We start from the raw sequence: 26525 nt of genomic DNA, 5'->3' as shown, positions 1-26525 counted from the left end.
TTACACCTCAGCGCCGATGGCAACGCGCGGCTTCGGAGAGCGCCAATTGCGCGGCTGGGACGCGCGCGAGAACGCGTACATGCCCAGCCCGAAGCCCGTATCCGCGGTGTCCGGGAACTTCGCCTTCACCGCGCGGTTCACGCGGCTGCCGATGATGAAGCCCTCGATGAAAATTGTGAGCATGAATGCCATGGTGACCAGCGAAAGAACCTGGGACACGCGCGGCAGCCACGTGCCCAGAAGCAAGATCACCAGCAGCACAAGCGCCATCGGCATGACGTAGTTGTTGAAGAAGCGCTGCGAATCCACCCAGTCGCGCACGTAGCGGCGCACCTCGCCCTTGTCGCGGTCCATCAGGTAGCGCTCATCGCCGGCGTCCATCTTGGCTTGGATCTGGCGGGTCTGGGCGCGGTTAGCCTCGCGCTGCTCCTTCTTATACGCCTTCCATTCCTCTTTGGACATGGACTTTTTCAGCTCTTTGTTGTGCTGGTCCCGCTGCGCCGGAGTCATAGCGTTTGGGTCGCGCACCACGCCGCGCTTGATCTCCTGGTCGACGCGCTTCGGCGTGGGCTTGCCCTTGGGCGGGGTGTAGCCCTTCGGGAGCTTCTTCGGCTCCTCGGCAGGGGGCTCGGGCAGCTCGACCTTGGTCGAACCACCGGTGGTCTGCTCGGATTTCTGCCAGGGAAGTTTCACGTCCTCTAGGCTACAAGGCCCTTTTGCACCTTCGGCATGTGGCTGGAATACGGGCCTGGAATACGGGCGGGGTGGGGCTTGTTGTATCGCGTAGTTCAAGTACGCTGGGGCATGACTCCAGGACGTAAGTAAGGAGAACCTAATGACTGCACCTACTTCCACCACCGGTGTGAACCTGACCGACGCTGCCGCTGCTAAGGCAAAGGCTCTGCTGGACCAGGAGGGTCGCAACGATCTCTCGCTGCGCATCGCCGTCCAGCCGGGTGGCTGCGCGGGTCTGCGCTACCAGCTGTACTTCGATGACCGCGATCTGGACGGCGACAAGGCCGACGAGGTCGGCGGCGTGCGCCTCGTGGTTGACAAGATGAGCGTGCCGTACCTCACCGGTGCCACGATCGATTTCGCCGACACCATTGAGCAGCAGGGTTTCACCATCGACAACCCGAATGCCGGCAGCGCTTGCGCCTGCGGCGACTCGTTCAACTAATCTGGATCAGTCTTCGATCCAGCCGCAGCCGGTCGTTTCGTAAATCCACGCCTTCGCGGCCTTCATCGGGTCGTCTGCGTGGATTTCATCCGGCTTGATCGGCTTATCGCCGTACTCGTTTTCCTCGGCGTCAACGGCGTTGCTCATGGCAATCACCATCTGAGAACCATCCGGGAAATTGAACACCCGGTTGGTTGAGGTGTACCCAGCGGTGGGCTCGCCAAAGCTCTTCGAGTTATCTGCGCTGTTCAGCGCTAACAGTGCGGCTTCACCTGCAAACGTGGTGGTGTCATCCACCAACACCGCGAGCGTGGGATCCCATTTACCCACGTCCTCTTTGACCAGGTCCTCGCCCTTCACGGAAGTCCCGTTCACCATCACGGATGCTTCCCTGTCGCGGGTGACGGTGTAATACGCCGGCCCGTTCGGCACAAACATTGAGAGTCCGCCAAGGATAGGGACAATGTCGCTGCCTGTGGTGCCGCGCAGGTCCACGATGGCGGAACACACGCCCGTGCCGCGGGCTTTCACCAGCTCGGTCGCCAGGGTATGCGCATATTCCTCGCGATCCGTGTCTTCGGCTAAGGGCGGGACGTTCACAAACGCCCAGCCGCCCTCGATCTCCACCTCCAGATCATCCGGCAGTGTCAGCTCTTCGGGCTGCGAGTTCTGCTGCGGCAGGTCGGGGTCTTCAGGCTTGTCTTCTTCAGGCTTGAGCAGTCCGGAGTGTTTGCTACCCGCGGCCTTGACGGCCTTGTCCAGCACGTCGTACAGCTCCTCGCGCGTCTCCGCGTCCTCAGCTGCTTCGAGCGCCTCTTCTTTCGCCTTCTCGTAGTTCTTAGAGTTGCCGTTCACCCCGTGATCGGCAAGCGACAGCACCGTCTTTGCGTACCGCTTCGGAGTATCGGTTCCCCCGAACCTTGCCGTGCCCGTCATCTGCGCTGAGTGCACGGGTGCTAGCAGGTAGAGCACCAGGAGGGCGAGCAGCACCACCACCGCGACGGCGGAAGTCGCGATGATCATTCTGGTGCGGGAGATTTTTCCGGTTCGTGGCATGGTTGATATTCCACCCATCTCTTCTCCAGATCGCAACTATCGCACCCAGGGACTTGAGGTTTTTAGCTTTACGACGCCACGCCGCACCGCTCAGCCAGCCACCCACGGGCATCTTGCTCGGGTTGATCGGTGACAACGTCCGGCTGGATCGGGTCTTCCGAGAACTCCTCGCCCGTTCGCGCCTTATCTTTCGCGACGGTGAGCATCAACGCGGATCCATCGGGGAAGTCGTAAATCATATTCGCTGACGCGTAGCCCGCGGTTGGGGAGCCGAAACTCGACGAGTAGTCGAGACCGCGGAAAGCCAGCATCGTGGCTTCGCCTGAGGATGCCGTGTCGCCGTCGACAAGCACTGCTACCGGTGTCTCCCACTTACCGCCTTCGGTTGAGGTTGCGGTCCCGCCGCCGGTCGCACTGTTTCCGTCGATGTTGACGGGGTTCTCGCTGTTCTTGAAGATGAAGTGCAGCGCAGGGCCGTCGGGCAAAAGCGGGCTGAGCCCTGCCACCATCGGGCCCATGTCGCCACCGCCGTTGCCTCGCAGGTCTACCAAGACTCCGCATGAGCCACTGTCGCGCGCCTCGACAAGGCCGCGAGTCAAGATGTCGGCGTAAGTTTGACCGTCCGCCAGGCGCGAGACTGATGGGACAGATGCCGCGGTCACGCCCTCTTCGTCGCGGACGCTCGGTAGCTCATCTTCGCCGCCGTCGTCTCCTCCACCCTCCACGCCAGGCGGAAGGAGGCGGGAGTGTTTTCCGCCAGCTGCCCTCACGGCGCTGTCTAGTACGTCGTAAAGCTCTTCGCGGGTGGCTGCATCCCCCATCGCCGCTTCGACTTCGGCGCGCGCTGCGGCGAACTCCTCAGAGTCGCCGTACAGCCCCATGCTTTCCGAAAGGTCGAGCACTGTCCGGGCGTAGCGCTTCGGGGTATCCGTACCGAAGAATCGCGCGGTGCCCGTAGTCTGCGCCGTCAGTGCTGGCCCCAAAAAGTACGCGGCGGCAGCGAAGAGAAGAGCCAGCACCAAAAGCACCGCTCCAACAACGGCGCCGACTTTCCGGGTACGGGTTGTACGGGACATATGCGTGCTCCTGTCTGGTTGAGCTCCGATGTTCTGCCTCATCCTCCCAACTAGAAGCACTGGTAGCCATCCCTTTCGCGCTACAACGCGAGTAGCGCCAGCACTACCCCCACAGTCCAAAGCAGTCCGGAGCCGCACCGCACCGTTAGCTACCCAGCGACATGACCGCCGTCCCCCAAGCTTCAAGGCCTTTCGCACTCGCGGTGTCTACCATGAGCAGTCCTACCGAAGCGAACGCCGTCAGGGTTGCCAGGTTCACCAGCACCACACGTGATATGTGCGACGGTTCCTCTGAGCCGGCGTACTCGGCAGCGTCTTCCGGCTGCCCTTGCTCATGGCCCCCCCGTTACAGTTTGACCGGGTAATCCTTGTGCTCAATCTGAGGGTCAATTCGCTTTTCGACGAAAATACCGTGCCAGATCATGAACGCCAGCACCGTCCAAAGTCGCCGCGAGTGATCGGAAACGCCATCGCGGTGTTCTTTGAGCATCTCCAAGACTTCGCGTTTGTTGAAGATGTCGTCGGTAAGCGATTGCTCAATGGTGTCCTGAGCCCAACCGTAAAGCTCTTCCCCTGCGAGCCAGTGGCGCATCGGCACTGGGAAACCGAGCTTCTTTCGGTTCAACACATGCGCAGGGACGATCTGCTCCATCGCGCGGCGCAATGCGTACTTGGTGGTGCCGTGCGCGATCTTGTACTCATGCGGGATGGTCTCTGCGACCGCGAACACTTCCTTATCCAGGAAGGGCACGCGTAGCTCGAGGGAGTTGGCCATGTTCATCTTGTCGGCCTTGACCAAGATGTCTCCGCGCATCCACGTGAACAGGTCGAGGTTCTGCATGCGTGCCACCGGATCCATCTCAGTCGAGCCAGCATAGATGGGGGCGGTGACTTCGCGGTGGTCCCACTCTTCCTTCGCCCACGGCAGCACCCGCTGCAACTGCGCGAAGTTAAAGGAGCGGGCGTTGCCGTAGTAGCGGTCCTCGATCGGCGTGGTGCCGCGCTCGAGCAGGCTCTTGCCTTTCACTCCATCCGGCAGCACGCGGCTGAGGCGGTTCAGGCCGCGAGCCAGGGGAGTGGGCAGCACCTCAAACGGCCGCAACGACAGCGGCTCCTTGTAGATGGTGTAGCCGCCGAAGAGCTCGTCTGCGCCCTCGCCGGAGAGCACCACCTTGACGTGCTTGCGGGCCTCCTGTGCCACAAAGTAAAGCGGCACAAGCGACGGGTCCGCCACCGGGTCGTCGAGGTACCACATGATCTTCGGAATTGCGTCGGCGTATTCCTCTGGGCTGACAATCTTGACGATGTGCTCGACGCCGATCGCGGCGGCCGACTCTGCGGCCACGTCGACCTCGGAGTATCCCGCGTGCTCAAAGCCGGTGGTGAAGGTCAGCAGGTCGGGGTTGTGTCGCTTAGCCAGCGCCGCGATAGCAGTGGAGTCAATGCCACCAGAAAGGAAAGAGCCCACCGTCACGTCAGCGCGCATGTGCTTTTCGACGGAATCCTCTAACGCTTTAGCAATCCGGTCGTAGAGATCCTGCTCAGCGTCTTTCGTCACCGCGGTCGGTTGGAATGTCGGCTTGAAGTAACGCTCGGCGTTGACGTTTGAACCGGGCTCCAAGGTTGCCGTACAGCTGGACTCAAGACGGCGAATGTGGGCGTGGAGACTTTCAGGTTCTGGAACGTACTGCAAATCGACGTAGTGCTCGATGGCGCGTTGGTCGAGGTCGAGGTTCAGTCCGAGCTGCTCTGCCATCTCCAGGATGGACTTCTTTTCGGACGCGAAGACGGTGCCGGCCTCGGTAGTGGCGTAGTACAGCGGCTTTATGCCGAACGGGTCGCGGGCGGCGAACATCGTTTTCTTCTCGGTGTCCCAGATGACGAATGCGAACATGCCGCGCAGGTGCTCAACTACCTTCTCGCCGAAATGGTGGTAGCCCACAATGATCGGCTCGCCGTCGCCTTCGGTGTTGAACTCGTAGCCGGCCTCGATGAGCTTCTCGCGCAGCTCGATGTAGTTGTAGATCTCCCCGTTGAACGTCATGGCGTAGCGCTCCGGGTTGTCCTGCGGTCCCCACCGCAGCGGCTGATGCGAATGTTCGATATCGATAATGGCCAGGCGGTTGAAACCAAAGACGGCGCTGGAATCGTGCCAAGTTCCAGCTGCGTCCGGACCACGGTGATACATGCAGGTCATCGCCCGATCGACAGCATCAACGTACTTCTCGGCAGTGCCATCGGCGGACAAGAACGCGATAAGGCCACACATCGTTGCTTCACTCCCTATTAATTAAGGTGCGCCGGGGCGTGCAGGCCGGCGCGGTACTCACCTAAACAATAGAGATGCGCCGCGTCAGTTGGGAGCGCGGGTCCGCTGCGTTCGCTCCACCTTTTGCCGTGCCCCGAAAGGGGGCCAACTTTCGGTGGAAGTTTTTGGAGCACCGAAGGTGGGTGGAGCGTCAGTCGCCTCGTGGGTTGGGTTTTGTGCAGCGTTTGGGCGTTAAACTCGACTGCAACGGCAAGGCGCACCCGTCGATAGTGAAGCGATGGGCGTCACCCTTAGAGAATTCCAGCGGCGTAGTCCCGATGAACTATTCTGTCTGGGTAGGAATGTTCTGGCATTTCCATGAACGTTCGTGGTTGAAGTGTGGACAGGAAGGCAAACACACGTGGAAAAGCAAAAGAACCGCAGCTTTGCCAAGAAGGCTGGTGCCGCGGGCTCGTTGCTCTTTGGGGGCTTGTTCCTCGCGGGCTGTGAGGTTGCCCCTCCGGCAGGCATTGCGCGCGTCCTGGACATGGGGTGGCCGAGCGGCGTCACCCCTGAGGCGACCCAGATGTACAACTTCTGGGTGTGGGTCTGGGTGGCTGCCTGGATCATCGGCATCATTATGTGGGGCCTGTTCTTGGTCGCCATCTTCGCCTGGGGCAACAAGCGTCGCGAGAAGCAGGGTGCACCAGAGTTTCCGAAGCAGCTCCAGTACAACGTCCCGTTGGAGCTCGGGCTCACCATCGTGCCGATCATCATCGTGATGGTGCTGTTCTTCTTCACTGTGCAGGCACAGACCCGAACCACGGCGTTGAACAAGGGTCCGGAGGTTGTGGTCGACGTGACCGCGTTCCAGTGGAACTGGAAGTTCGGCTACGCCAACGTTTCGGGCAACCTCTCCGCGGACGGTCAGGACTACGACGGGCGCGATAAGGAACGCCAGGATCTCGCGGAGATGACCAAGCACGATCCCGAGGAGATGCACAACGCGAACCCGATTCACGGCACCTCCATGGGTGACCTGTCGTACCTGAACTACAACCAGATCGAGACCGTCGGTAGCACCGAAGAGGTTCCGGTCCTGGTACTGCCGACCGATACGGCGATTGAGTTCCGCCTCGCGTCCGCTGACGTGAACCACGCGTTCTGGGTTCCGGAGTTCCTGTTCAAGCGCGATGCGTACGCTCACCCGGAGTCGAACCAGCAGGAACGTCGCTTCCAGATCGAAAAGATCGAGGAAGAAGGTGCCTTCGTTGGCCGCTGTGCCGAGATGTGCGGTACGTACCACGCGATGATGAACTTCGAGGTTCGCGCTGTGACCCCGGAAAAGTTCAAGCAGTACATGGACTTCCGTCTCGAGAACCCGCAGGCTCCGAACTCGGCGGCACTGCAGGAAATTGGGGAAGCGCCGTACGCAACCTCCACCAAGCCGTTCGTTTCTAACCGCGTGGGTACCCGCGACGGCCAGAACACCGTTGACCCGAACGCGACTGTTTAGAAAGAGAGTGTAGAAAAATGGGAACTGGCGCAAGAGTCTTCTACGCTATCGGCACCTTCTTGGGTTTGATGGCCGTCTTCTACATCATCGCGACGTCGCGGATCGGGGAGGATGCCTGGCGAGGTGGCATGGAGTGGGTCGGCGGTGCCGCACTCGTGCTCGCAACATTGATGTCGTTCATGCTGGGTGTCTACCTCGACTTCACCGAGCGCCGCATGGATATCGTCCCGGAGGACTGGGAAGAGGCAGAGATTGAGGACGGCGCTGGCGTGCTGGGCTTCTTCTCGCCTGGATCGATCTGGCCGTTCGCTATGGCTGGCGCGGTCCTCTTCCTTGGACTCGGCATCGCTTTCTACCAGATCTGGCTTGTGGCTTTCGGTGCGGTGTTCCTGATCTGGACAACCACCCAGCTGAATCTGCAGTACGGAATCCCGAGCGAGAAGCACTAGCTATCTCGCGCTTGGGTTGCCCCGCTCTCGTCGTAAGACGGAGGCGGGGTTTTGTCGTCCAGAATCCGCTCACCCACTCCTCCGGGGAAGGGGGAGTGCCGACGGCGTGGGGGTCATCCGAAAGTTGGTTCAGGGTGGGGTTAAAGGCAAAGGCACTGTGATGTCCAACACGTTCGGGAACTCTGGGGGATCATCATCCGACGGATTCGTTTCGCAGTCCGGAGGATGTCGCATCCGCCACGCGGACAACTGAAAATTTCATTGGCAGTTGACCTGCAGAGATGACAAGCGCGCTCGCGCCGGCTGGTGGAGGCTGTCGAAGGTAGCCACGGGCTTAACGCAGCGCGGCAGGAAAAACGGCAGGTTGTAGCCGTGGCCTCAGAAAAAAGTCGGGGGTAATCGAGGTGACTTTACGGTCGTGAGGGGGAATAATCACATGCGTGACGACCGCAATTTCTAACCAAGGCATGGCGACTCCGCAAGATCGCGTCTCTGCGCTGAACCGACCAAACATCGTCAGCGTCGGCACGATCGCGTTCCTCGCCCAAGAGTTGATGTTCTTTGCCGGCCTGTTCTCGATGTACTTCGTGTCTCGTGCGAACGGTCTGGCAGCCAACGACTGGGATAACCAGACGGCGCACCTAAACATCCTGTTCGGTGGAATCATCACCGTGGTGCTCGTTGCTTCATCGTTTACTTCCCAGTTCGGCGTGTTCGCGGCGGAGAGGGGTGACGTCTTCGGCCTGCGCAAGTGGTTTGGCGTAACCATCGCCCTCGGCGTCATCTTCCTTGGCCTCGTTGCGTTTGAGTGGACGGAAATGGTGCACGCGGGCGTGACCATCCAGTCCAGCGTCTACGGCTCGGTGTTCTACATCATCACCGGTTTCCACATGGCGCACGTGACAGCCGGAATCCTCGCCTTCATCGTCGTACTCCTGCGTGTCCATAAGTCGAAGTTCACCCCGGCGCAGGCGACTGCGGCGATGGCGACTTCGTACTACTGGCACTTCGTCGATGCCATCTGGATCGGCGTGTTCATCACTCTCTACATCGTTCAGTAAGCCGGTTGGCCCGAACGTATTTCTCAAAGATGTCTAAAGGGAACAACATGGATAACACACCTAAGAAGAAGCGCAGCCGCCGCAAGGCGCAGCGCACTGTCGCCGGTGCCGCCGCCCTGACCCTGGGTCTGACGGGAGCGGGTTTCCTCGCCGCGGCAATCGTCCCTAATGCACAGGTTGCAACCGCCCAGCGCGACGATCAGGCCATGATCCAGGAGGGCAAGGACCTCTACGACCAGGCCTGCATCACCTGCCACGGTGCGAACCTGCAGGGTGTCGAAGATCGCGGTCCGTCGCTGATCGGCACGGGTGAAGGCGCGGTTTACTTCCAGGTCAACTCTGGCCGCATGCCGATGATGTCGAATGACGCGCAGGCTGAGCGTAAGCGCCCGCGCTACACCGAGTCGCAGGCGCTTGCTCTTGCGGCTTACGTCGCGGCTAACGGCGGCGGCCCTGAGCTGGTGTACAACGAGGACGGCACCGTAGCGATGGAGGAGCTGCGCGGCAAGGGCTACGACGGGCAGATTCAGGCTGCGGACGTCGCGCGCGGCGGCGAACTCTTCCGTCTGAACTGTGCATCGTGCCACAGCTTCACCGGCCGGGGTGGCGCACTGTCTTCCGGTAAGTACGCTCCGGAGCTTGACCCTGCGAATGAGCAGGAGATTTACCAGGCGATGCTTACCGGCCCTCAGAACATGCCGAAGTTCTCAGACCGTCAGCTCAGCGCAGACGAGAAGAAGGACATCATTGCCTTCATCAAGTCGTCAAAGGAGACGCCGAGCCCGGGTGGCTGGGGACTTGGTGGCCTTGGCCCGGTGTCTGAAGGTATGGCCATGTGGATGATTGGCGTGACCCTTGTGGCCGCAGCCGCGATTTGGATTGGATCCCGCTCATGAGTGAAGTGAAAAAGAACTACACCGACCAGGAGCTTGAGCGCATGAGCAATGCGGAGCTCGCTGCGCTCGGCACCGAGCTCGACGACGTTACCGTCGCCTACCGCAAGGAACGTTTTCCGGTCGAGGGTGACCCGCGAGAGAAGTCCGCTGCTGCAGGCATCAATGCGTGGCTCGCAGTTTCGGTTGTGACCGCGATTGCCTTCCTCGGCATCTACCTCTTCTGGCCGTGGGAGCCGAAGTTCCACGGTGATGAAGGCCTGTGGATCTACACTGCATATACCCCGCTGCTTGGTTTGACTGCCGGATTGTCGTTCCTATCGCTCGGCATTGCGATGGTTCAGTACGTGAAGAAGTTCATCCCTGAGGAGATTTCGGTACAGCGTCGTCACGACGGCCGGTCCTCGGAGCTCGACCGCCGTACCACTACCGCTCTGCTGAACGATGCTTGGGAGACCTCCACTCTCGGTCGCCGCACCGCAATGAAAGGTCTTCTCGGCACTGCCGGTGTCCTCGCCGGTCTCGTGGTGATCGCTCCGCTCGGTGGTCTGATCAAGAACCCGTGGCGCGAGCGTCACGCCCTTGGCTACCACGGCGACGGCACGCTTTGGACCCACGGCTGGACCCTGCACGACCAAGGGGTGAAGATCTACCTCGCTCGCGACACCGGCGCGATCGCGGAAAAGCACGCTGGTGCTGCTGGAGAGCACTACAGCACCGCGGGTGTTTCGCGCTTGGTGCGTATGCGCCCAGAGGATCTTGCGGCCGGTGCCATGGAGACGATCTTCCCGCTGTACGAAGAAGACGTCAACGACGGCGACAAGTACGACCCGAAGCGCGATGTCTACGAGAACCACATGCACTCTCTGCACGGTCCGCGCAACGCGGTCATGCTGATCCGCCTGCGTTCGCAGGACGCGGAAAAGGTCGTCGAGCGCGAAGGCCAGGAAGACTTCCACTACGGTGACTTCTACGCCTACTCGAAGATCTGCACGCACATTGGTTGCCCGACATCTCTGTACGAGGCCCAGACCAACCGCATTCTGTGCCCGTGCCACCAATCGCAGTTTGACGCGCTGCAGTACGGCAAGCCGATTTTCGGCCCGGCCGCTCGCGCGCTGCCGCAGCTGCCTGTCACTATCGACGAAGATGGATACCTCATCGCCAAGGGCAACTTTGTTGAGCCCGTTGGCCCGGCATTCTGGGAGCGTCAGTCCTAATGAGCACGAAACTCGCTAAAGCCGCGGATAACGTTGATTCGCGATACACGATTGCCGGTGTTCTCCGGCCGCAACTGAACAAGGTTTTCCCGAGCCACTGGTCCTTCATGCTCGGCGAGATGGCGCTCTACAGCTTCATCATCCTTCTTCTGACCGGTGTCTACCTGGCCTTGTTCTTCGACCCGTCGATCACCAAGGTGATTTACGACGGCGCGTACCTCCCGCTCAACGGTGTAGAGATGTCGCGTGCGTACGCCACGGCGTTGGACATCTCCTTCGATGTCCGTGGTGGTCTATTCGTCCGCCAGATGCACCACTGGGCTGCGCTGATGTTCATGATGGCGATGTTCGCCCACATGCTGCGCATCTTCTTCACCGGTGCGTTCCGTCGCCCGCGTGAGGCGAACTGGGTGATCGGTGTGACCCTGATCCTGCTGGGCATGATCGAGGGCTTCATGGGCTACTCGCTGCCGGATGACCTGCTCTCCGGCGTCGGCCTGCGAATCATGTCCGCGATCATCCTGTCAGTGCCGATCATCGGTACCTGGATCCACTGGGCGATCTTCGGCGGCGACTTCCCGTCGGATCTGATGCTGGACCGCTTCTACATCCTCCACGTGCTGGTGCTTCCGGGCATCATTCTCGCCCTGATCGCAGCGCACCTGCTGCTCGTCTGGTTCCAGAAGCACACCCAGTTCCCTGGCCCGGGGCGCACCGAGAACAACGTGATCGGTATCCGCATTCTCCCGGTGTTCGCCGTGAAAGCCGTCGGCTTCATGATGATCGTCTTTGGTGTCCTCGCCGGCATGGCTGGTCTGACCACCATCAACGCGATCTGGAACCTCGGTCCGTACAACCCATCCCAGGTGTCCGCAGGTTCACAGCCTGACGTCTACATGCTCTGGACGGATGGTGCCGCCCGTGTGATGCCGGCATGGGAGCTCTACTTGGGCAACTACACGATCCCGGGCGCCTTCTGGGTGGCCCTGATGTGTGGCGTTATGGTGATCCTCTTGATCTCCTACCCTTTCATCGAGGCTGCCGCCACCGGCGATCGTGCGCACCACAACCTTCTGCAGCGTCCGCGCGACGTACCCGCTCGCACCGGACTCGGCGTCATGGGCATCGTGTTCTTCTTGCTGCTTACGATTTCTGGCGGAAACGACCACGTGGCTCACTTCTTCCAGATCTCGCTGAACGCGATGACCTGGGTTGGCCGTATCGGCCTGGTCGTCCTGCCGCCGCTGGCGTACTTCATCACCTACCGCATCTGCGTTGGTTTGCAGCGCTCTGACCGCGAGGTGCTGGAGCACGGTATCGAGACCGGCGTGATCAAGAAGCTGCCGAACGGCGCGTTCGTCGAAATCCACCAGCCGCTGGGCCCGGTGGACGAGCACGGACACCCGATCCCGCTCGAGTACGGCGGTGCCCGCGTGCCGAAGCAGATGAACCAGCTCGGTTTTGCCGACGCGGAAACTGTTGGTGCATTCAGCCCGGCCGACATTGCCGTCACCGAGCGCGTTCGAGACGCGGCGGACGAATACCACCACGAGGAGGTCGAGACCATGCGTCAGCTCGAGGAGACGAAGAACGTCACCGACCGCGACGCGACCTACAGCGACGGTAAGCCACGCAGCTAATCCCGTCATTGATATGGCCCTTTCCCAATGCGGAAGGGGCCTTATCTCTTTGTTACGAGCGGGTAAAATCCTCTGTGAGAGCAAGGTCACTATAGCTCCGGGGGGAGTGCAGGCCCGCTCGTGGTCAGGTCCGAAGGGCTTGGAGAGAAAGCCCAGTTCACAAACCGGTTCCTCGCTTATCGACGGTTCGTGCGCCAAAGAATTGGCAGCGCTAAGGTAACCCCAGATTGGGGGAGTTTGAAAAAATAACGGATCGATAACGGCCGAGTGGGTAGACATCGTCTTTGCCGTTTCGTAATCTGTTCGAGACATTGCGATAACGACCGTTGACGCAAGGTACGAAGACACAACATATACGCCGCTTCTCGGACACCGCGTGCCCCCAATGAGCACGCAGGAACGGGAGCCGGGGGCCCAACTGAAACCAAGGAGTTTCGCCCCTGGGGTAAATGGCCGTGAGGGACGACAGCTTTACTTGTCGCGGAGCGCGCCAGGGCTGATTCTCAAGCCCCACCCGTCAGCTAACCCGGTAGGCGATTGAGAAGGATATGGAGAACACTTTTCGTGGCTAAGCACCGTCGCCAGGAGACCAGCACCGTGGCACGCACCGTGGCAGCTGCAACTGCAGCTGTTGCAGGTGCAACGTTGATGGTCCCGACCGCCGAGGCGGCCGAGGTACGTATTCCGAACACCCCGGTTGCCGTTGAAGTTCCTGGCATCGAGAACGTCCCCGGAATCGCAGCTATTCCGGGTATTGAACAGTGGATCCCGTCGCTGGAGGGTGTCGACGCTGACGCCGATGTCCTGGCAGCCGTTAAGGCAGCGAAGGCTGTTCCGGGCGTTAAGAACCTGCAGGGCTTCAGCGCGTACCTCGACAACCTGGAGGTTCGGTACACCGAGCAGGTGGCTGCCGCTGAGCAGTACGTAGCTCCCGCCGAGCCGGTTGAAGAGATCGTTGAGGAAGCCCCGGTCGTCGAGACTTCCAAGGGTCAGCAGATCGTGGACATCGCGCGCAGCAAGGTGGGTGCACCGTACGTCTACGGCGCTGCCGGCCCGAATGCGTTCGACTGCTCCGGTTTCACTTCTTGGGTGTACTCCCAGGCGGGCATCTCCATCCCGCGCACCTCCCAGGCGCAGGCATCTGCAGGCCAGAACATCCCGCTCGATCAGATCCAGCCAGGTGACATCGTCGTGTACTACGGCGGTGCATCCCACGTTGCAATCTATGCTGGCGACGGCATGATGATCGACGCGCTGAACTCCGGCATTCCGGTTGGCGAACGACCGTTGAACTACATGCCGATCCACTCCGTGGTGCGCTTCTAAAATTGGCGCAGTCTACCCCCGCCCAGCCACCCTGGTGCGGGGGTTTTGCGTGTTCAGCGGCATCTTAGGTTCACTCGAGTCACAACATTTCCCGCCTAGACCAATAGTCCTTTGACCGCCGAATTCCGGGGGTTATAGTGATAGCGGTTTTGGAAACATCAGGAGGAATTACAAGTGGGTAAGCACTCAAAGCGTCAGGTCGGAGTCGGACGTGCGGTTGCGGCAACAACGTTCGGCGCAGTGCTTTCCTCCGTGGTGGCACCAGTTGCCGGCGCCGACGACGTGGATGAGCTGATTGACAAGCTTGAGAATGTCTCCCACGAGGTTTCCGCGAAGGCTGAGGAGATCAAAGGTCTCGAAGATGAGATCGCCGCGGCCGAGGGCCGCGTTACGCAGCTGTCGCGCGAGGCGGAGGTAGCCCGTGGTGCGGCAGACCGCGCAAACGGTGAGCGTGTCGGCTTCCAGCAGAATCTCAACGGCATCGCGCAATCGCGCTACCGCAACACCAACAATGAGCGTCTCCTCACCACACTCGAGTCAGGCAGCCCGCAGGCCGCGATTGACCGAGCTGCATTCCTGAGCACGCTGTCACGCAATGCGGAGCGCACACTGCAGGGGTTGGACAAGGCTAGCCGCAGCGCGACGGAGCGGAACGACGCAGCGGTGGCGGCCGTTACCGAGGCGCAGAAGACCCGAGACGATCTCAAAGCGAAGCGCGGCAAGCTTGAACGAGAGCGCAAGGACCTGGAGTCCCAGGTAAGCGACCTAGAAGCACAGGTGGATGCCCTGAGCCCTGAGGGCATGCAGCGCTGGATCAACAAGGACAATCCGATTGACCCTTATGGCATCAATATTCCGGGGGCTGGCTCGGGTGTGGTGTCCTCGGCAATGGCTCAGGTGGGTAAGCCCTATGGTTGGGGTGCAACTGGACCAAACGCGTTCGACTGTTCGGGGTTGATGGTCTTCGCTTACGCACAGAACGGAAAGTCGATTCCGCGCACATCCCAGGCGCAGCTTGCCGGAGGCACGCCGGTGCCGTTGAGTCAGCTTCAGCCCGGCGACATCATTGGCTACTACCCGGGAACCACGCACGTCGGCATGTATATCGGTGATGGCATGGTGGTCCACGCTTCGGATTACGGCATCCCAGTTCAGGTGGTCGCGTACGACTCGATGCCAATCAGCGGGGCGGTTCGGTACTAGACTCTGTCGCGCTATGCGCGTGCTTATTGTTACCAATGATTTCCCTCCGGCCATCGGGGGGATTCAGTCCTACGTCCGCGATTTTGTCGACGAGATCGTGCGGCGTGAGGGGCCGGAGTCCGTCTTCGTTTTCGCACCGACTCCGAACAAAGAGGAGGCTGCTGCCTGGGATGCGGCCCGCGAATACACGGTCGTGCGCTGGCCCCATTACTTTTTGCTGCCGACTGTCCGGGTGACGCGAAAGATGCAAGAGTTGATTCGCGCGCACAACATCGACACAGTTTGGTTCGGTGCTGCCGCCCCGTTCGCAGCGATGGGGGCGGCCGCGAAGCGCGCAGGCGCAGCACGGGTTGTCGCCTCCACGCACGGCCACGAGGTCGGCTGGTCGCTCGTGCCGGGTGCACGCCGCTCATTGCAGCGCATCGGCGAGCACGCTGACACCATCACTTACATTTCCAACTTCACGCTCGGACGTCTCAAGGACGCCTTTGGACGAGACCCCGACTTCGTCCCCCTGCCGTCGGGCGTGGATACGGAATTCTTCCGCCCCGCGGAACCAGTCGAGCGCCGCGCCACCCGAGAATCTCTCGGCGTTGGCGAGTCTCCACTAGTTGTCTGCAGCTCACGCCTGGTCGCCCGCAAGGGCCAGGATCAGCTCATCCGCGCTATCCCAGCTGTCCGCGAGCGCGTCCCGGGCACCCAGCTCATCATCGTCGGCGACGGCCCGTTCCGTCACAAGCTGAAGCGACTCGCGCGCGACGTCGAGGGTGTCACGTTCACCGGTGCCGTCTCGCGCGAACGACTGCGCGACATCGTCGCAGCCGCGGATGTGTTCGCCATGCCCGCCCGCACTCGCAAAGCAGGTCTCGACATCGAAGGCCTGGGCATCGTCTACCTCGAAGCGCAAGCTTGCGCCATCCCGGTCATCGCCGGCGACTCCGGCGGCGCACCCGAAACGGTCACAAAAGACACAGGTTTCGTCGTCGACGGTCACAGCATCCAAGAGCTCGTCGACAAGCTGAGCTTATTGCTTATCGACGCCCCCTTGGCCGCCCGCATGGGCCAAGCCGGCAGGTGCCACGTGTCGCAGGCGTACTCATGGAAGGTGCTAGGGGACAGGCTGGTGGAAGTGCTCCGAGGCGAAACGCCGGCGGTCTACGATAGCTAGTTATGGCTTCTCATACCATCGGCTTCGATATCGGCGGGACGAACACTCGCGCCGGCGTGGTAGATGCCCACGGCAACGTGCTGGCAGTGCGCTCCACCGAGACCCCGCACGTGGATGCTGAGCTTGAGCAGACCATTGTCGACTTGGTCGCGGATCTGCGGGATGAATTCGACATCTCGGCCGTGGGTATGGCGATTGCGGGGTTTCTCGACCCAGAGTGCGAAATCGTGCGATTTGCGCCGCACCTTCCGTGGCGCGCTGATCGGCCGGTACGCCGCGAGCTGGAGGCTGCGATCGGGCTTCCGGTGCGGCTAGAGCACGACGCGAACGCCGCCGCCTGGGGCGAATACCGCTTCGGGGCAGCGCAGGACGCGGAGACGTGGGTGTTCTTCGCCGTCGGCACGGGCATTGGCGCTACGTTGGTGGATCGCGGTGAGATCTACCGTGGCTCTTTCGGTACCGCGCCCGAATTCGGTCACATCACGGTGGTACCAGGTGGCCGTGTGTGCTCGTGCGGAAAGAAGGGCTGTCTCGAACGCTACGCCTCCGGCACGTCGCTGGTGGACTGTGCGCTGGAGAAGGCGACGCAGGGCAATTACGAGGATTGCGCTTTGTACCGCAAGGTCGTCGATAAGCGGGCGAATGGCCACGATGTGATGGCAGCGGCGCGCGGCGGCGACGCACTGGGGCTTGCGGCGCTGGAAAGCTTCAGAACCTGGCTCGGGCGCGGATTGTCCATTGTTGCCGATGTGCTTGATCCCGCCTGCATCGTTGTGGGTGGGGGAGTCAGCGCAGATGCAGACCTGTTCCTCGACGAGGCGCGTGCGGAAATGGCAGCCAACATGGTCGGCGCCGGCTACCGGCCGGTGCCGCAGGTGCTTGCAGCGGAGCTCGGTCCGCAGGCAGGTATGATCGGCGTAGCTGATCTGGCCCGCGCCGATGCCTAAAGGGAGTACAAAATATGCAAAACAAGTGGTACTCGTTTTTCAAAGCGATCTTTGGGCCGCCATTGCGGGTCTATAACCGCCCCACCATCGAAGGCGCTGAGCACGTGCCTGAAGAGGGCCCGGTGATTCTAGTTTCAAACCACCAGGCAGTCATGGATTCGTTCTACCTGCCGCTCATGATGCCGCGGCAGATCCAGTTCCCGGCGAAAAAGGAGTATTTCACTACCCCTGGTCTGAAAGGGCGGGTGCAGAAGTTCTTCTTTACCTCCGTCGGCCAAATCCCCATGGATCGCACCAGCAAAGACGCGGGGCAGGCGCTGCTCGACGCCGCTAGTGGCGTATTGGACAACGGTGACGTGTTCGGCATCTACCCGGAGGGAACCCGCTCGCCGGATGGCCGGATCTACAAGGGCAGAACCGGTGTCGCTCGGGTCGCCATGGCCACCGGGGCTCCGGTAGTTCTCACTGCGATGATCGGTACTCGTGACGCGAATCCGATTGGCACCTCAATTCCGCGCCCCGCGAAGGTGCGCATCAAAATCAGCGAGCCAATCGACCCGCACGAGTGGGCTCGCGAGAACGGGTATGACCCCGAGTCGCGTGAGGTCATTCGCCCATTTACGGACTATGTCATGCACGAACTCTCTGGGCTTTCGGGCTACCCCTACGTCGACGCGTACGCCTCAGAGGTGAAAAAGACACTCGAGGAAACGGGAGAGTACCCGGAGGGCACCGAGCCGGGAGGAGCGCTGGAACGATAAATGGATAAAGACCTTCTCACCCGGGTAGGCCTCGTGATTGCCACGGTGGTGCTTTACCTCATTGCAACGCGTGTGGATTTCTATCCGACTGTGGTCGCTCCCGTCGCGGTGATAGTTGTTGCGGTCATCATGTTCTGGCCGCGGCGCTCTAAAGCGGCAGACACGACCACGACCAGCACCCGTGAAGAGATCCGGCACCTCCGCGAAGAAACGCAGCGGTAGCCGTGCGGTTCTTCTACGACACCGAGTTCATCGAAGACGGCGCCACTATCGAGCTGGTTTCGATTGGCATCGTCGGCGAAGATGGCCGCGAGTACTACGCAGTTTCCTCCGAGTTCGATCCGGACCGCGCCAACGACTGGGTCAAAGCCAACGTGTTGGACAAGCTCCCTGATCGTGGGAGCGCTGCGTGGAAGCCACTTGCGACGATTCGCACGGAGGTATTCGAGTTCCTCACTGCCCCGGGCAATAAGCCGGAGTTGTGGGCGTGGGTTGGCGCTTATGACCATGTGGTACTGGCGCAGCTGTGGGGCGACATGCGAGGCCTGCCTGCAGAACTGCCGCGTTACACCAACGAGCTAAAGCAGTATTGGATCATGGCGGGGCGTCCGCGTCTGCCAAGGTTGCCGGAAGGGAACCACGATGCGTTGGTAGACGCACGGCACAATCGTCGAAAATTCCGTGCCTGCGCTGAGTTTCTTCCTCTCGACTCCTCGAGCCGGGTGTCCGTATCGCGAGATCGCCCTTTCAATAGGTGAACGCCCTTCTGACGTGGTACAACTAAAGCCGTGAGTTGGACTGTTGATATTCCCAAAGAAGTGCTGCCTGATCTGCCTCCGATGCCGGGTGATCTGAACGAGCAATGGCTTGACGTGCTATCCCGGGAGGCGAAACAGCAACCGTCTTGGGACACCGACCAGGCCAACTACGTTCGCAAGATCCTCGAGTCGGTGCCGCCGGTCGTGCTCGCCCCCGAGGTGGAAAAACTCAAAGCACAGCTTGCCGACGTCGCACTGGGCAACGCCTTCCTGCTCCAGGGCGGCGACTGCGCGGAAACATTCGAGTCCAACACTGAGCCGCACATTCGCGCCAACATCCGTACCTTGCTGCAGATGGCTGCTGTGCTGACCTACGGTGCGTCCTTGCCGGTGGTGAAGATCGGCCGTATCGCGGGCCAGTACGCGAAGCCGCGCTCTGCCGACCGCGATGACAACGGTCTGCTGAATTACCGTGGCGACATCGTCAACGGTGTCGAGCCGACCGAGGAAGCTCGCCGCCACGACCCTGCCCGCATGATCCGCGCCTATGCGAACTCCTCGGCTGCAATGAACCTCGTGCGTGCTCTGGTGAGCTCCGGCACCGCCGACCTGCACAACATCAACAACTGGAACCGCGAGTTTGTGGCGAAGTCCCCAGCTGGCGCACGCTACGAAGCACTCGGCCGCGAGATCACTCGTTCGCTGGCCTTCATGGATGCCTGCGGTGTCAATGACGACAACCTGCGCACGTCTGAGTTCTACGCCTCCCACGAGGCGCTTCTGGTGGATTACGAGCGTGCGATGCTGCGACTTCACGAGAGCGAGCGCGGCGAGCAGAAGATCTACGACCTTTCCGCCCACCAGCTGTGGATCGGCGAACGTACCCGCGGCATCGACGACTTCCACGTGAACTTCGCCGCGTTCATCGATAACCCGGTCGGTATCAAGCTCGGCCCAACCACCTCGCCAGAGGAAGCCGTCGCATACGCGGAAAAGATCGACCCCGACCGGGAGCCGGGCCGACTCACCATGATCGCGCGCATGGGCCACGACAAGGTGCGCTCCGTCCTGCCGGGCATTGTGAAGGCGGTCGAGGCATCCGGCCACAAGGTCGTTTGGCAGTCCGACCCGATGCACGGCAACACCTTCACCGCGTCCAACGGTTACAAGACCCGTCACTTCGACAAGATCATCGACGAGGTGCAGGGTTTCTTCGAGGTGCACCGCGAGCTGGGCACCCACCCGGGCGGCATCCACGTGGAGGCGACCGGCGAGAACGTCACCGAGTGCCTCGGCGGAGCGCAGGACATCACCGATGTGGATCTGCCGGGCCGCTACGAGTCTGCGGTCGACCCGCGCCTAAACACCGAGCAGGCGCTGGAGCTCGCCTTCTTAGTTGCGGAGATGCTGCGGTACTAAGAGCTCTCAAACCACCGCTGCGTGCTACACAGCGATAAGCGGTGGCACCTGGCCGTAGTTGCCAGAGCCGAACCACCAGCCGCCGATCGCCACCGCAGCGATCACGGCGAAGGCGAGTACAACAAACACTGCTAACCCCACACCACCCCGGTTCGTCACTGGGTTGATGCGGGGCTTTTGCGGTTGTGCCGGGGGCTGGGCGGGCGGCATTTGCTGGGCGGGAGCGTGATAAGCAGGCGGCGCTTGCGCCGGCATCTGCGCTTGGCCTTCGGGGAAGAGGCGTTCCTCGCTGGCGCGGGGTGTGGCCACCCGGGTCTCTGCTACATTCGCCGCGGCGGGAGCACGCTGCGGACCTTCTTCCGGTGCCGGCGAAGGTCGCATGTCGACGTTGGTGGGGTGCGCGGCGGCTCGGGTCGCCGCGGAATTTGTAGGCACCGGCACGGTGTACGCGGGTAGGCGCAATGCTTCAGCGACATCGTCGAGTGCGTGGAGGAATTCCGTCGCATCTCGGAAGCGGTCTTCGGGTGCCCGGGCGGTCGCGGTGGCAACCAGCTCGTCGAAAAGCTTTGGCACGCCCGCAATAAACGCTGACGGGGGAGGGACATCCCCGCGCAACCGGGCGTACGCGTGAGCAATGGGTGTGTCTCCAGCGAAAGGGGTGCGTCCGGTGAGCAATTCGAAGAGTACGATCCCCGCCGAGTAAACGTCAGAAGCGTGCGTCATGGGGGAGCCGTCAACTTGCTCCGGTGACAGGTAGCTCACCGTGCCCACGATCTGATCGGTCGAATGCGTGGCTTCAGCTGCCGCCCGCACAAGACCGAAATCGGCGAGTTTTACCCGGTGATCTGCGTTAATCAGCACATTATCCGGCTTGATGTCGCGGTGGATTAGCCCACGGGCGTGGGCAGCTGCGAGGCCGGTGAGCATGCCCCGCATGACTGAAGCTGCAGCGTGTGGAGGCATTGGCCCCCGCTCGTCGAGAAGCTCGCGCAGTGTGCCTCCAGTGATTAGCTCCATAATGAGGAAAATGGCATTACCCTGCGCCGAGAAATCGTAGACATTGACCAAGTTGGGGTGGGAGAGCTGTGCCATTGCCCGAGCTTCACGGCGAAAGCGGTCGCGAAACACTGGGTCGTGAACGAATTGTTCGTGCATGACCTTGGCAGCAACTTCGCGCCCAAGTCGGGTGTCCACGCAGCGGTACACCGTCGCCATGCCGCCGCGCGCGATCGGCCGATCGATCACGTAGCGGTTGTCTAGGGAGTCGCCCACTGCCAATTGCATGCGTTTCAGTATGCTCACCGCGCAAGCTGAAGGCCAACGGCGCGCTAAACTTGGGAGCCGTGACTTCCCAGCAGAATCTTGATGCGCTCCTTGTCAACGAGGAGCTTCTTCCATTTCCAGACGTAGCTGAGATCCTCGGCGTGCCGGTGACGAAGGTGCACGACATGGTGGGCGCTGGCAAGCTGGTGGTCTACCGCAAGGATGGCGTGAACACGATTCCGGCGGCATTGCTTGACGACGGTGAGCTGTCCAAGTTTGTCGGTGGAGCGATTACAGTGCTTTCCGACGGCGGCTACGAGCCTGCAGAGATCCTCCAGTTCTTGTTCACGGAGGACGAATCCTTACCGGGTAGGCCGATTGACGCGCTGCATGGTCACGGTGCGCGCGAAGTGATCCGCCGCGCGCAAGCGATGGCATTTTAGTTAACTGCGTCGAGCGGTTGATTTGATCGCGAGTGTGCGCAGAATTTCTCCGACTTCGTCGCTGAGGGTGACGCTGTCGAGGTGAGCGAGACCGGAGGTGCTCAGTCGATCGATCTCCTCTTCGACCGCTTCCACAGCGCCGCTGCCCGCGATAATGGATGCAATTTCGTGTACAGCGTCGGGATCTTCGACAGTACCGATGCCGGCGCGCAGCTTAGCTGCCTGACCGGGGCTGGACTCATCTAGGAGCTTAAGTGCGGTGGCGTAAAGCACGGTCCGTTTGCCTTCGCGCAGGTCGTCGCCGGCGGGCTTACCGGTGATCGCTGAGTCGCCGAAGACCCCGAGCATGTCGTCGCGAAGCTGGAACGCCATCCCGATATCGCGACCGTAGCCTCGAAACGCCTCGATGATGGCGTCTGTTGCTCCGGCCAAGGCCGCGCCCAGGTGCAACGGACGCTCGATGGTGTAGGCCGCGGTCTTGTAGCGGTTGACCGTATTCGCCGCTTCGGCCGACTCGCTTCCCTCAGCTTCCAGCATGATGTCGAGGAGCTGGCCTCCAATGACTTCAGTGCGCATGCCCTGCCATGGCTCTGCTGCGCGATCAAGCGCGGCGTTCGACACACCAGACGACCGCCACATGTCCTCCGCCCAGACCAGGGCAAGATCACCGATGAGAATTGCAGCGTGCTCGCCGAACGCTGGCGAACTGCCCAAGAAATCGCGCTGCTGGTGCTCTGCCTCAATAGCTCGATGCACCGTTGGTTGTCCACGGCGGGTATCAGAGGCATCGATGATGTCATCGTGAATGAGTGCGCAGGCTTGGATGAACTCTAGAGCGCTGACTGCGCGCAACACGGACTGCGGATCCTCTTCGCCTGTCTCGAGTCCGCCGCCGCCGACGAACCCTGCCCACCCATACAGCGGACGGATTCGCTTGCCTCCTCCGAGCACGAATTGCTCGAGGTACGAGACCGACTTCTGGAAAGGTGAACCCAGCGCGGCCACCTCGGGTGCGCGGTAGGAGAAGTACTCAGCAAGCTGGGCGTTGACAGCTGCCGGAACCTCAACGAGGTCGACACTGCGGTAATCCACAAGTGCTCCTTTATATGTAGAGGCGCAGATAGTGCGCTATTCGGCCACCTACCCTACAGTGAAGCTATTTCTTGGGTGAGAGCGGTAGCGGTCGGCCGAGGATGGCGAACGGACGGTGGTCGCCGGGATAAAGGTAGTCGCGCGCGATGTCGGTGAACCCGAACTTGCGGTACAGCCCAAACGCGCTATTCGCTTCACCGTCCACTTCCGGCGTAGAGAGCAGTGCCCACTCGGCGGGGGCCAAGCGTAGCAGTTCCGTTAGAAGTGCGGCGCCGATACCGTGGCCCTGGCGAGACGACGAGACATGGATCTCGGCGATTTCGAAGTAGCTGTTGAGGATCTGCTGGCGCTGCTCAGTGATGCCGCCTGATTGTCGCATGCTGCGAAGTAGTTGCCGGTCCCACCAACGCTCGCGGGTGCCAAGAAAGCCGTAGGCAACGCCGACAACATCTTCCTGCTCCACTGCTGCGATTGCGGTGAAGCCTTCCCACATGATTTCTCGGCGCCAAACGTTGATGCGCTGTTGTCGTATAGATGGGTCGTAACCCATGGCTTCTAGATAGATGTCGACCAGGTCGGGTGCCAGCATTGTAAATTCGGCTGGGCTAAGGCGACGGATTTCAACGGTCACCCCATCACCTAACCACGATGAGTGGGGATGTGTGGTATTTAAACGATTCGAAAACATGTTCTATAGAGCCGCACGGAATGTCGAACGGATGTTTTAGGTTCAGGTGCAACAAATCTGAACGCACACAAAGGGGAAAACATGGGCAGCATTGTTTCGGCAACCACTCGGGCAACGTATGGCGCTACTGCATCGCTTTCGCGCAGGGACCAGTTCTTGGCCTCTGCGGAGACGTTGATTGCTGCGGCTCACGATGAGATCGAGGCGGGGCAATTTGATCTCGCCCTAGAAAATGCGTACCGAGGCGCGCTCCGAGTTGCCGGTGCGGCCAACGCCGATTCGCCGGACTTACGGAAGCGTAAACGGCACCCGTCCAGCGCGTGGGAGAAACTGGCGCTTACGGGCGATGATGGGAAGCGCTGGGCGGCACGGTTCCAGACTTACTCTCGGACGAGAGGTCGTGTCGCATCTGGTATTGATACTGCCCCCGATCCGAAACTGGTTCTTCGGTTACTTGCAGACGTCGAGGAGTTCTATAGGGATGTCCATCCGGTGGATCTGCCCCTAGTTGCATAGCCGAGACTGTAAAGGGACGTTTGGTGGGAAGGGCGAATCCCAGGACGAATATCAGTGGCGGGAACAAAACCGATACTATGGCCGTTATTAGGGAAACAATGTCCGCCCATTAGCTGTGGAGTAAACTAGTGTCTCTTTCTGAGCAGGAGCAGCAAGCGCTACGCGAGATCGAGCAATCGTTGCTTGCAGAGGATCCGAAGTTCGGAAGCGATGTCGCCCACGAGGTTGGATTCAGCGACGCGCCGCGAACCGGCCAGCTCACGATGCGCAGCGTCGCTCTCATGGTACTCGGCCTCGTGCTGCTGATTGGCGGTGTTGCACTTGCGTCGATGAGCATGTGGGCAATCGTGATCAGCGTGCTCGGTTTCGGGGTGATGATGGCTGGCGGTGTCATGGCCCTGCGTGCCCCGGTGTCGAATCCCGGGCCAAGTCGGGTTGCGTCGACAGGGGAGCGGCAGCGATCCCAGCGCAGTGTCGCGATGGAAGAGAACTTCCGTCGCCGTTTCGAAGATCGCCAATAGGTAAGGCTGTAGGCAAAGTGCCCCTCCGATTCGGAGGGGCACTTTTTCGTGCCCTCTTCAGGGCTCCCACTTTCACCCACCTTCTTCACCCACCGCGCCCCACTGCAACAATATTGCCAGGTCGGGCGGCGTAGGGGTTGTGGAGGCTGGGTGGGTAGGGCTGATGCGTCGTTGATTTTGTGTGAATAAAGGGGTTCAAGTTAGGCGAGAGACGAAAATTGTGGAAAATCTCCCCACGACTATCATGGCTTTTCACCTGCGGAGATTCTGAAATGTGCGGAGAATTTTGCGCGCCTTCTAGCTTTTGTGGGTTGAAGTGGGTTAAAGTGGGGCGCAGCGGAGAGACGTGGTGTTCATTTTGACTACGTGAAAGCCATGGATCGAAGCCGAGAAAACTTCAGAGCTCATGGTCAGACGGTGAAGGAAAGGTAGGTCGCCCGATGTTTCTGGGAACCTACACTCCCAAACTCGACGACAAAGGGCGCCTGACGCTGCCCGCCAAGTTTCGAGAGGAATTGGCGGACGGGCTGATGGTGACCAAGGGGCAGGATCACTCGCTTGCGGTCTACCCCCGTGAGGAGTTCGCTGCTCGCGCGCGTAAAGCGGCGGCCGCTTCTCGCACGAACCCGAAAGCGCGAGCGTTCATCCGCAACCTGGCTTCCAGTGCAGATGAGCAAACGCTTGACGGATCAGGTCGCATCACGCTGTCGCCGGCGCACCGCGAGTACGCAAACCTGTCGAAGGAGTGCGTAGTCATTGGTTCGGTTGATTTTCTCGAGATCTGGGACGCAGAGTCCTGGGCTAACTACCAACAAGAGACGGAAGCCGCGTTCTCCGCGGCGGACGACGACGACATTCTCTCCGGTCTGCTCTAGGACTGACTACCCGAAGAGCGGGCACCCGACTACTGACGGAGAGCGTGTACGGACTCTGTCCGGGGTGTGAAGCTTCTCTGGTGTACTTCCCCGACATCAGATCAGCCGCCCCGGGCAGGGCTCTACTCGCTCCCCCAACGAGGGAAACCCATACGCGAGGCACTTAACGACGGCAGGGGGTGACACCCAGGATGGCTACCGAAGACCACGGCCACGTCCCCGTTATGCGCGACCGCATGGCCGAGCTGCTCGCCCCTGCTGTTGAAGCTTTCGGCGATACTGCCGTCATTGTCGATGGCACTCTCGGTGCCGGCGGACACACCGAGCACTTCCTCGAGGTGTTCCCCAACGTCCGTGTGATTGGTGTGGATCGCGACCCTCAAGCCCTCGCCATCGCTTTGAACCGCCTCGCTCGGTTCGGGGACCGATTTTCGTCGGTGCAGGCGAGGTTCGACCGGATTACGGAACCCATCGCGGCTGGTGTAGGTCCAGCCTTCGACGCAGTTCGCGAAAGTGGGGTTGCGGGGGCACTGTTCGATCTGGGTGTTTCCTCGATGCAGCTGGACCAGGAAGAGCGCGGCTTTGCGTACAAAGTAGATGCGCCGCTGGACATGCGCATGGACCCGACTACGGAAGTCACAGCAGCGGACATCCTGAATACGTACTCCCACGGTGATATTGCGCGGATTCTCAAGACTTACGGCGACGAACGGTTCGCCGGCAAAATCGCCAGCGCCGTGGTGAAAGAGCGGGAACGCGAACCGTTTTCGCGCAGTGCGCGTCTCGTGGAACTGCTCTACAACACCATCCCCGCTGCGTCGCGACGCACTGGTGGACACCCTGCCAAACGCACCTTCCAGGCGTTGCGTGTGGAGGTCAACCGCGAGCTCGAGGCCGTCGAGAATGCGGTGCCCGTCATCACCGAGATGCTTGGCGTGGGTGGGCGAGCTGTCTTCATGAGCTACCAGAGCCTGGAAGACAAGATCGTCAAATCCGCGTTCGCGGAGCTGACCACGTCGAAAACTCCGCCTGGGTTGCCGATGGACCTTCCCGGAACGGCGCCAAAATTCGCAGCGATCACCCACAGTGCCGAGAAGGCCCCGGAAGCGGAGATTGAACGCAATCCACGGGCGGCACCGGTGCGTGTTCGCGGGATCGAAAAGCTTGCCTCAACCAACGACAACCAGACCGAAGGACAGTGAGAAC

The 26525-nt window shown here is 60.9% G+C and carries 27 protein-coding genes and 1 riboswitch; of the genes, 20 read left to right on the top strand and 7 right to left on the bottom strand.

Translation table 11 applies throughout. From position 1 onward, the window contains the following. Positions 1–693, bottom strand: a complete 693-nt coding sequence (locus CGLAU_RS08520) for a DUF3043 domain-containing protein (RefSeq protein WP_095660328.1) — start codon at positions 691–693, stop codon at positions 1–3. Positions 694–835: 142 nt separating this feature from the next. On the opposite strand from CGLAU_RS08520, the gene CGLAU_RS08515 reads away from it, so the two are divergent. Beyond that, positions 836–1180 carry a HesB/IscA family protein gene (locus CGLAU_RS08515; RefSeq protein WP_095660327.1) on the top strand — a complete coding sequence of 115 codons (345 nt, stop codon included), beginning with the start codon at positions 836–838 and terminating at the stop codon, positions 1178–1180. 6 nt (positions 1181–1186) lie between these two features. Here CGLAU_RS08515 and CGLAU_RS08510 read toward each other — a convergent pair whose 3' ends face one another. From CGLAU_RS08510 to asnB, 3 genes are all read right to left on the bottom strand, one after another. Beyond that, positions 1187–2236, bottom strand: a complete 1050-nt coding sequence (locus tag CGLAU_RS08510; protein WP_157731305.1) for a S41 family peptidase — start codon at positions 2234–2236, stop codon at positions 1187–1189. A 68-nt stretch (positions 2237–2304) separates the two neighbouring features. After that, on the bottom strand, positions 2305–3312 hold the full coding sequence (locus CGLAU_RS08505) for a S41 family peptidase (protein WP_095660325.1): 1008 nt from the start codon (positions 3310–3312) through the stop codon (positions 2305–2307). A 346-nt stretch (positions 3313–3658) separates the two neighbouring features. After that, positions 3659–5581: an asparagine synthase (glutamine-hydrolyzing) gene (gene asnB / locus CGLAU_RS08500; protein WP_095660324.1), complete on the bottom strand. Its 1923-nt coding sequence runs from the start codon at positions 5579–5581 to the stop codon at positions 3659–3661. A 400-nt stretch (positions 5582–5981) separates the two neighbouring features. On the opposite strand from asnB, the gene ctaC reads away from it, so the two are divergent. The 14 genes from ctaC (at position 5982) to CGLAU_RS08425 (ending at position 19921) form a co-directional block, all read left to right on the top strand. Next, entirely contained in the window at positions 5982–7076 is a 1095-nt protein-coding gene (ctaC, locus tag CGLAU_RS08495; RefSeq protein WP_095660323.1) for an aa3-type cytochrome oxidase subunit II, read from the top strand. A 17-nt stretch (positions 7077–7093) separates the two neighbouring features. Then, on the top strand, positions 7094–7525 hold the full coding sequence (gene ctaF / locus CGLAU_RS08490; RefSeq protein ID WP_095660322.1) for an aa3-type cytochrome oxidase subunit IV: 432 nt from the start codon (positions 7094–7096) through the stop codon (positions 7523–7525). A 440-nt stretch (positions 7526–7965) separates the two neighbouring features. After that, positions 7966–8586 carry an aa3-type cytochrome oxidase subunit III gene (gene ctaE / locus CGLAU_RS08480; RefSeq protein WP_198304883.1) on the top strand — a complete coding sequence of 207 codons (621 nt, stop codon included), beginning with the start codon at positions 7966–7968 and terminating at the stop codon, positions 8584–8586. 47 nt (positions 8587–8633) lie between these two features. After that, positions 8634–9482 (top strand): cytochrome bc1 complex diheme cytochrome c subunit, encoded by an 849-nt coding sequence (qcrC, locus tag CGLAU_RS08475; protein WP_095660321.1) that lies wholly within the window; start codon positions 8634–8636, stop codon positions 9480–9482. Further along, positions 9479–10699 (top strand): cytochrome bc1 complex Rieske iron-sulfur subunit, encoded by a 1221-nt coding sequence (gene qcrA / locus CGLAU_RS08470; protein ID WP_095661135.1) that lies wholly within the window; start codon positions 9479–9481, stop codon positions 10697–10699. The genes qcrC and qcrA overlap by 4 nt, the downstream gene beginning before the upstream one ends. After that, positions 10699–12339 (top strand): cytochrome bc1 complex cytochrome b subunit, encoded by a 1641-nt coding sequence (gene qcrB / locus CGLAU_RS08465; protein ID WP_095660320.1) that lies wholly within the window; start codon positions 10699–10701, stop codon positions 12337–12339. Before qcrA ends, qcrB begins: the two co-directional genes overlap by 1 nt. Before the next feature lie 346 nt (positions 12340–12685). Next, positions 12686–12890: riboswitch (cyclic di-AMP (ydaO/yuaA leader) on the top strand. Between the two features lie 13 nt (positions 12891–12903). Then, a complete protein-coding gene (locus CGLAU_RS08460; RefSeq protein ID WP_232507087.1) occupies positions 12904–13665 on the top strand; it encodes a C40 family peptidase in 762 nt (253 codons plus the stop codon). 174 nt (positions 13666–13839) lie between these two features. Then, entirely contained in the window at positions 13840–14868 is a 1029-nt protein-coding gene (locus tag CGLAU_RS08455) for a C40 family peptidase (protein ID WP_095660319.1), read from the top strand. Between the two features lie 13 nt (positions 14869–14881). Next, the gene (locus CGLAU_RS08450; protein ID WP_095660318.1) at positions 14882–16036 is read left to right on the top strand and encodes a glycosyltransferase family 4 protein; all 1155 of its coding nucleotides are present in this window, start codon (positions 14882–14884) and stop codon (positions 16034–16036) included. Between the two features lie 2 nt (positions 16037–16038). Continuing rightward, a complete protein-coding gene (locus CGLAU_RS08445) occupies positions 16039–16983 on the top strand; it encodes an ROK family protein (protein ID WP_095660317.1) in 945 nt (314 codons plus the stop codon). Between the two features lie 14 nt (positions 16984–16997). After that, entirely contained in the window at positions 16998–17744 is a 747-nt protein-coding gene (locus tag CGLAU_RS08440; protein ID WP_095660316.1) for a lysophospholipid acyltransferase family protein, read from the top strand. After that, on the top strand, positions 17745–17966 hold the full coding sequence (locus tag CGLAU_RS08435; RefSeq protein WP_095660315.1) for a hypothetical protein: 222 nt from the start codon (positions 17745–17747) through the stop codon (positions 17964–17966). Positions 17967–17968: 2 nt separating this feature from the next. Continuing rightward, on the top strand, positions 17969–18502 hold the full coding sequence (locus CGLAU_RS08430) for a polyadenylate-specific 3'-exoribonuclease AS (protein WP_095660314.1): 534 nt from the start codon (positions 17969–17971) through the stop codon (positions 18500–18502). Positions 18503–18532: 30 nt separating this feature from the next. Further along, positions 18533–19921 carry a class II 3-deoxy-7-phosphoheptulonate synthase gene (locus tag CGLAU_RS08425; RefSeq protein WP_198304881.1) on the top strand — a complete coding sequence of 463 codons (1389 nt, stop codon included), beginning with the start codon at positions 18533–18535 and terminating at the stop codon, positions 19919–19921. Between the two features lie 24 nt (positions 19922–19945). Here the strand turns inward: CGLAU_RS08425 and CGLAU_RS08420 are convergent, their stop codons facing one another. Beyond that, on the bottom strand, positions 19946–21205 hold the full coding sequence (locus tag CGLAU_RS08420) for a protein kinase domain-containing protein (protein ID WP_095660312.1): 1260 nt from the start codon (positions 21203–21205) through the stop codon (positions 19946–19948). Between the two features lie 59 nt (positions 21206–21264). Between CGLAU_RS08420 and CGLAU_RS08415 the strand changes: the two genes are divergently transcribed. Further along, the gene (locus CGLAU_RS08415) at positions 21265–21627 is read left to right on the top strand and encodes an Rv2175c family DNA-binding protein (RefSeq protein WP_415877125.1); all 363 of its coding nucleotides are present in this window, start codon (positions 21265–21267) and stop codon (positions 21625–21627) included. Here CGLAU_RS08415 and CGLAU_RS08410 read toward each other — a convergent pair whose 3' ends face one another. Together CGLAU_RS08410 and CGLAU_RS08405 are read right to left on the bottom strand one after the other, a co-directional pair. After that, entirely contained in the window at positions 21628–22719 is a 1092-nt protein-coding gene (locus CGLAU_RS08410; protein ID WP_095660310.1) for a polyprenyl synthetase family protein, read from the bottom strand. A 64-nt stretch (positions 22720–22783) separates the two neighbouring features. Then, positions 22784–23350: a GNAT family N-acetyltransferase gene (locus CGLAU_RS08405; protein ID WP_095660309.1), complete on the bottom strand. Its 567-nt coding sequence runs from the start codon at positions 23348–23350 to the stop codon at positions 22784–22786. A 138-nt stretch (positions 23351–23488) separates the two neighbouring features. Between CGLAU_RS08405 and CGLAU_RS08400 the strand changes: the two genes are divergently transcribed. From CGLAU_RS08400 to rsmH, 4 genes are all read left to right on the top strand, one after another. After that, positions 23489–23923 carry an SAV_6107 family HEPN domain-containing protein gene (locus tag CGLAU_RS08400; RefSeq protein WP_095660308.1) on the top strand — a complete coding sequence of 145 codons (435 nt, stop codon included), beginning with the start codon at positions 23489–23491 and terminating at the stop codon, positions 23921–23923. Positions 23924–24051: 128 nt separating this feature from the next. Next, a complete protein-coding gene (locus CGLAU_RS08395; protein ID WP_095660307.1) occupies positions 24052–24444 on the top strand; it encodes a DUF3040 domain-containing protein in 393 nt (130 codons plus the stop codon). Between the two features lie 440 nt (positions 24445–24884). Further along, positions 24885–25319, top strand: coding sequence for a division/cell wall cluster transcriptional repressor MraZ (gene mraZ / locus CGLAU_RS08390; protein ID WP_095660306.1), 435 nt, complete (start codon positions 24885–24887; stop codon positions 25317–25319). A gap of 191 nt (positions 25320–25510) precedes the next feature. Beyond that, positions 25511–26521 carry a 16S rRNA (cytosine(1402)-N(4))-methyltransferase RsmH gene (gene rsmH, locus CGLAU_RS08385; protein WP_095660305.1) on the top strand — a complete coding sequence of 337 codons (1011 nt, stop codon included), beginning with the start codon at positions 25511–25513 and terminating at the stop codon, positions 26519–26521. The last annotated feature ends 4 nt before the right edge of the window (positions 26522–26525 follow it).

The organism is Corynebacterium glaucum, from assembly GCF_002287505.1.
Lineage (GTDB): Bacteria > Actinomycetota > Actinomycetes > Mycobacteriales > Mycobacteriaceae > Corynebacterium > Corynebacterium glaucum.
Note: the sequence above shows the minus strand (reverse complement) of the source record. Positions and strands in the feature narration are given on the sequence as shown.

What these genes read in the sequence shown, in the direction of transcription:
- ctaF (WP_095660322.1), top strand. Translation starts at nt 7,094, where the DNA reads ATGGGAACTGGCGCAAGAGTCTTCTACGCTATCGGCACCTTCTTGGGT.
- asnB (WP_095660324.1), bottom strand. Translation starts at nt 5,581, where the DNA reads ATGTGTGGCCTTATCGCGTTCTTGTCCGCCGATGGCACTGCCGAGAAG.
- qcrB (WP_095660320.1), top strand. Translation starts at nt 10,699, where the DNA reads ATGAGCACGAAACTCGCTAAAGCCGCGGATAACGTTGATTCGCGATAC.
- CGLAU_RS08445 (WP_095660317.1), top strand. Translation starts at nt 16,039, where the DNA reads ATGGCTTCTCATACCATCGGCTTCGATATCGGCGGGACGAACACTCGC.
- qcrA (WP_095661135.1), top strand. Translation starts at nt 9,479, where the DNA reads ATGAGTGAAGTGAAAAAGAACTACACCGACCAGGAGCTTGAGCGCATG.
- CGLAU_RS08435 (WP_095660315.1), top strand. Translation starts at nt 17,745, where the DNA reads ATGGATAAAGACCTTCTCACCCGGGTAGGCCTCGTGATTGCCACGGTG.
- CGLAU_RS08505 (WP_095660325.1), bottom strand. Translation starts at nt 3,312, where the DNA reads ATGTCCCGTACAACCCGTACCCGGAAAGTCGGCGCCGTTGTTGGAGCG.
- rsmH (WP_095660305.1), top strand. Translation starts at nt 25,511, where the DNA reads ATGGCTACCGAAGACCACGGCCACGTCCCCGTTATGCGCGACCGCATG.
- CGLAU_RS08400 (WP_095660308.1), top strand. Translation starts at nt 23,489, where the DNA reads ATGGGCAGCATTGTTTCGGCAACCACTCGGGCAACGTATGGCGCTACT.
- CGLAU_RS08440 (WP_095660316.1), top strand. Translation starts at nt 16,998, where the DNA reads ATGCAAAACAAGTGGTACTCGTTTTTCAAAGCGATCTTTGGGCCGCCA.
- CGLAU_RS08515 (WP_095660327.1), top strand. Translation starts at nt 836, where the DNA reads ATGACTGCACCTACTTCCACCACCGGTGTGAACCTGACCGACGCTGCC.
- mraZ (WP_095660306.1), top strand. Translation starts at nt 24,885, where the DNA reads ATGTTTCTGGGAACCTACACTCCCAAACTCGACGACAAAGGGCGCCTG.
- CGLAU_RS08420 (WP_095660312.1), bottom strand. Translation starts at nt 21,205, where the DNA reads ATGCAATTGGCAGTGGGCGACTCCCTAGACAACCGCTACGTGATCGAT.
- CGLAU_RS08450 (WP_095660318.1), top strand. Translation starts at nt 14,882, where the DNA reads ATGCGCGTGCTTATTGTTACCAATGATTTCCCTCCGGCCATCGGGGGG.
- CGLAU_RS08510 (WP_157731305.1), bottom strand. Translation starts at nt 2,236, where the DNA reads ATGCCACGAACCGGAAAAATCTCCCGCACCAGAATGATCATCGCGACT.
- qcrC (WP_095660321.1), top strand. Translation starts at nt 8,634, where the DNA reads ATGGATAACACACCTAAGAAGAAGCGCAGCCGCCGCAAGGCGCAGCGC.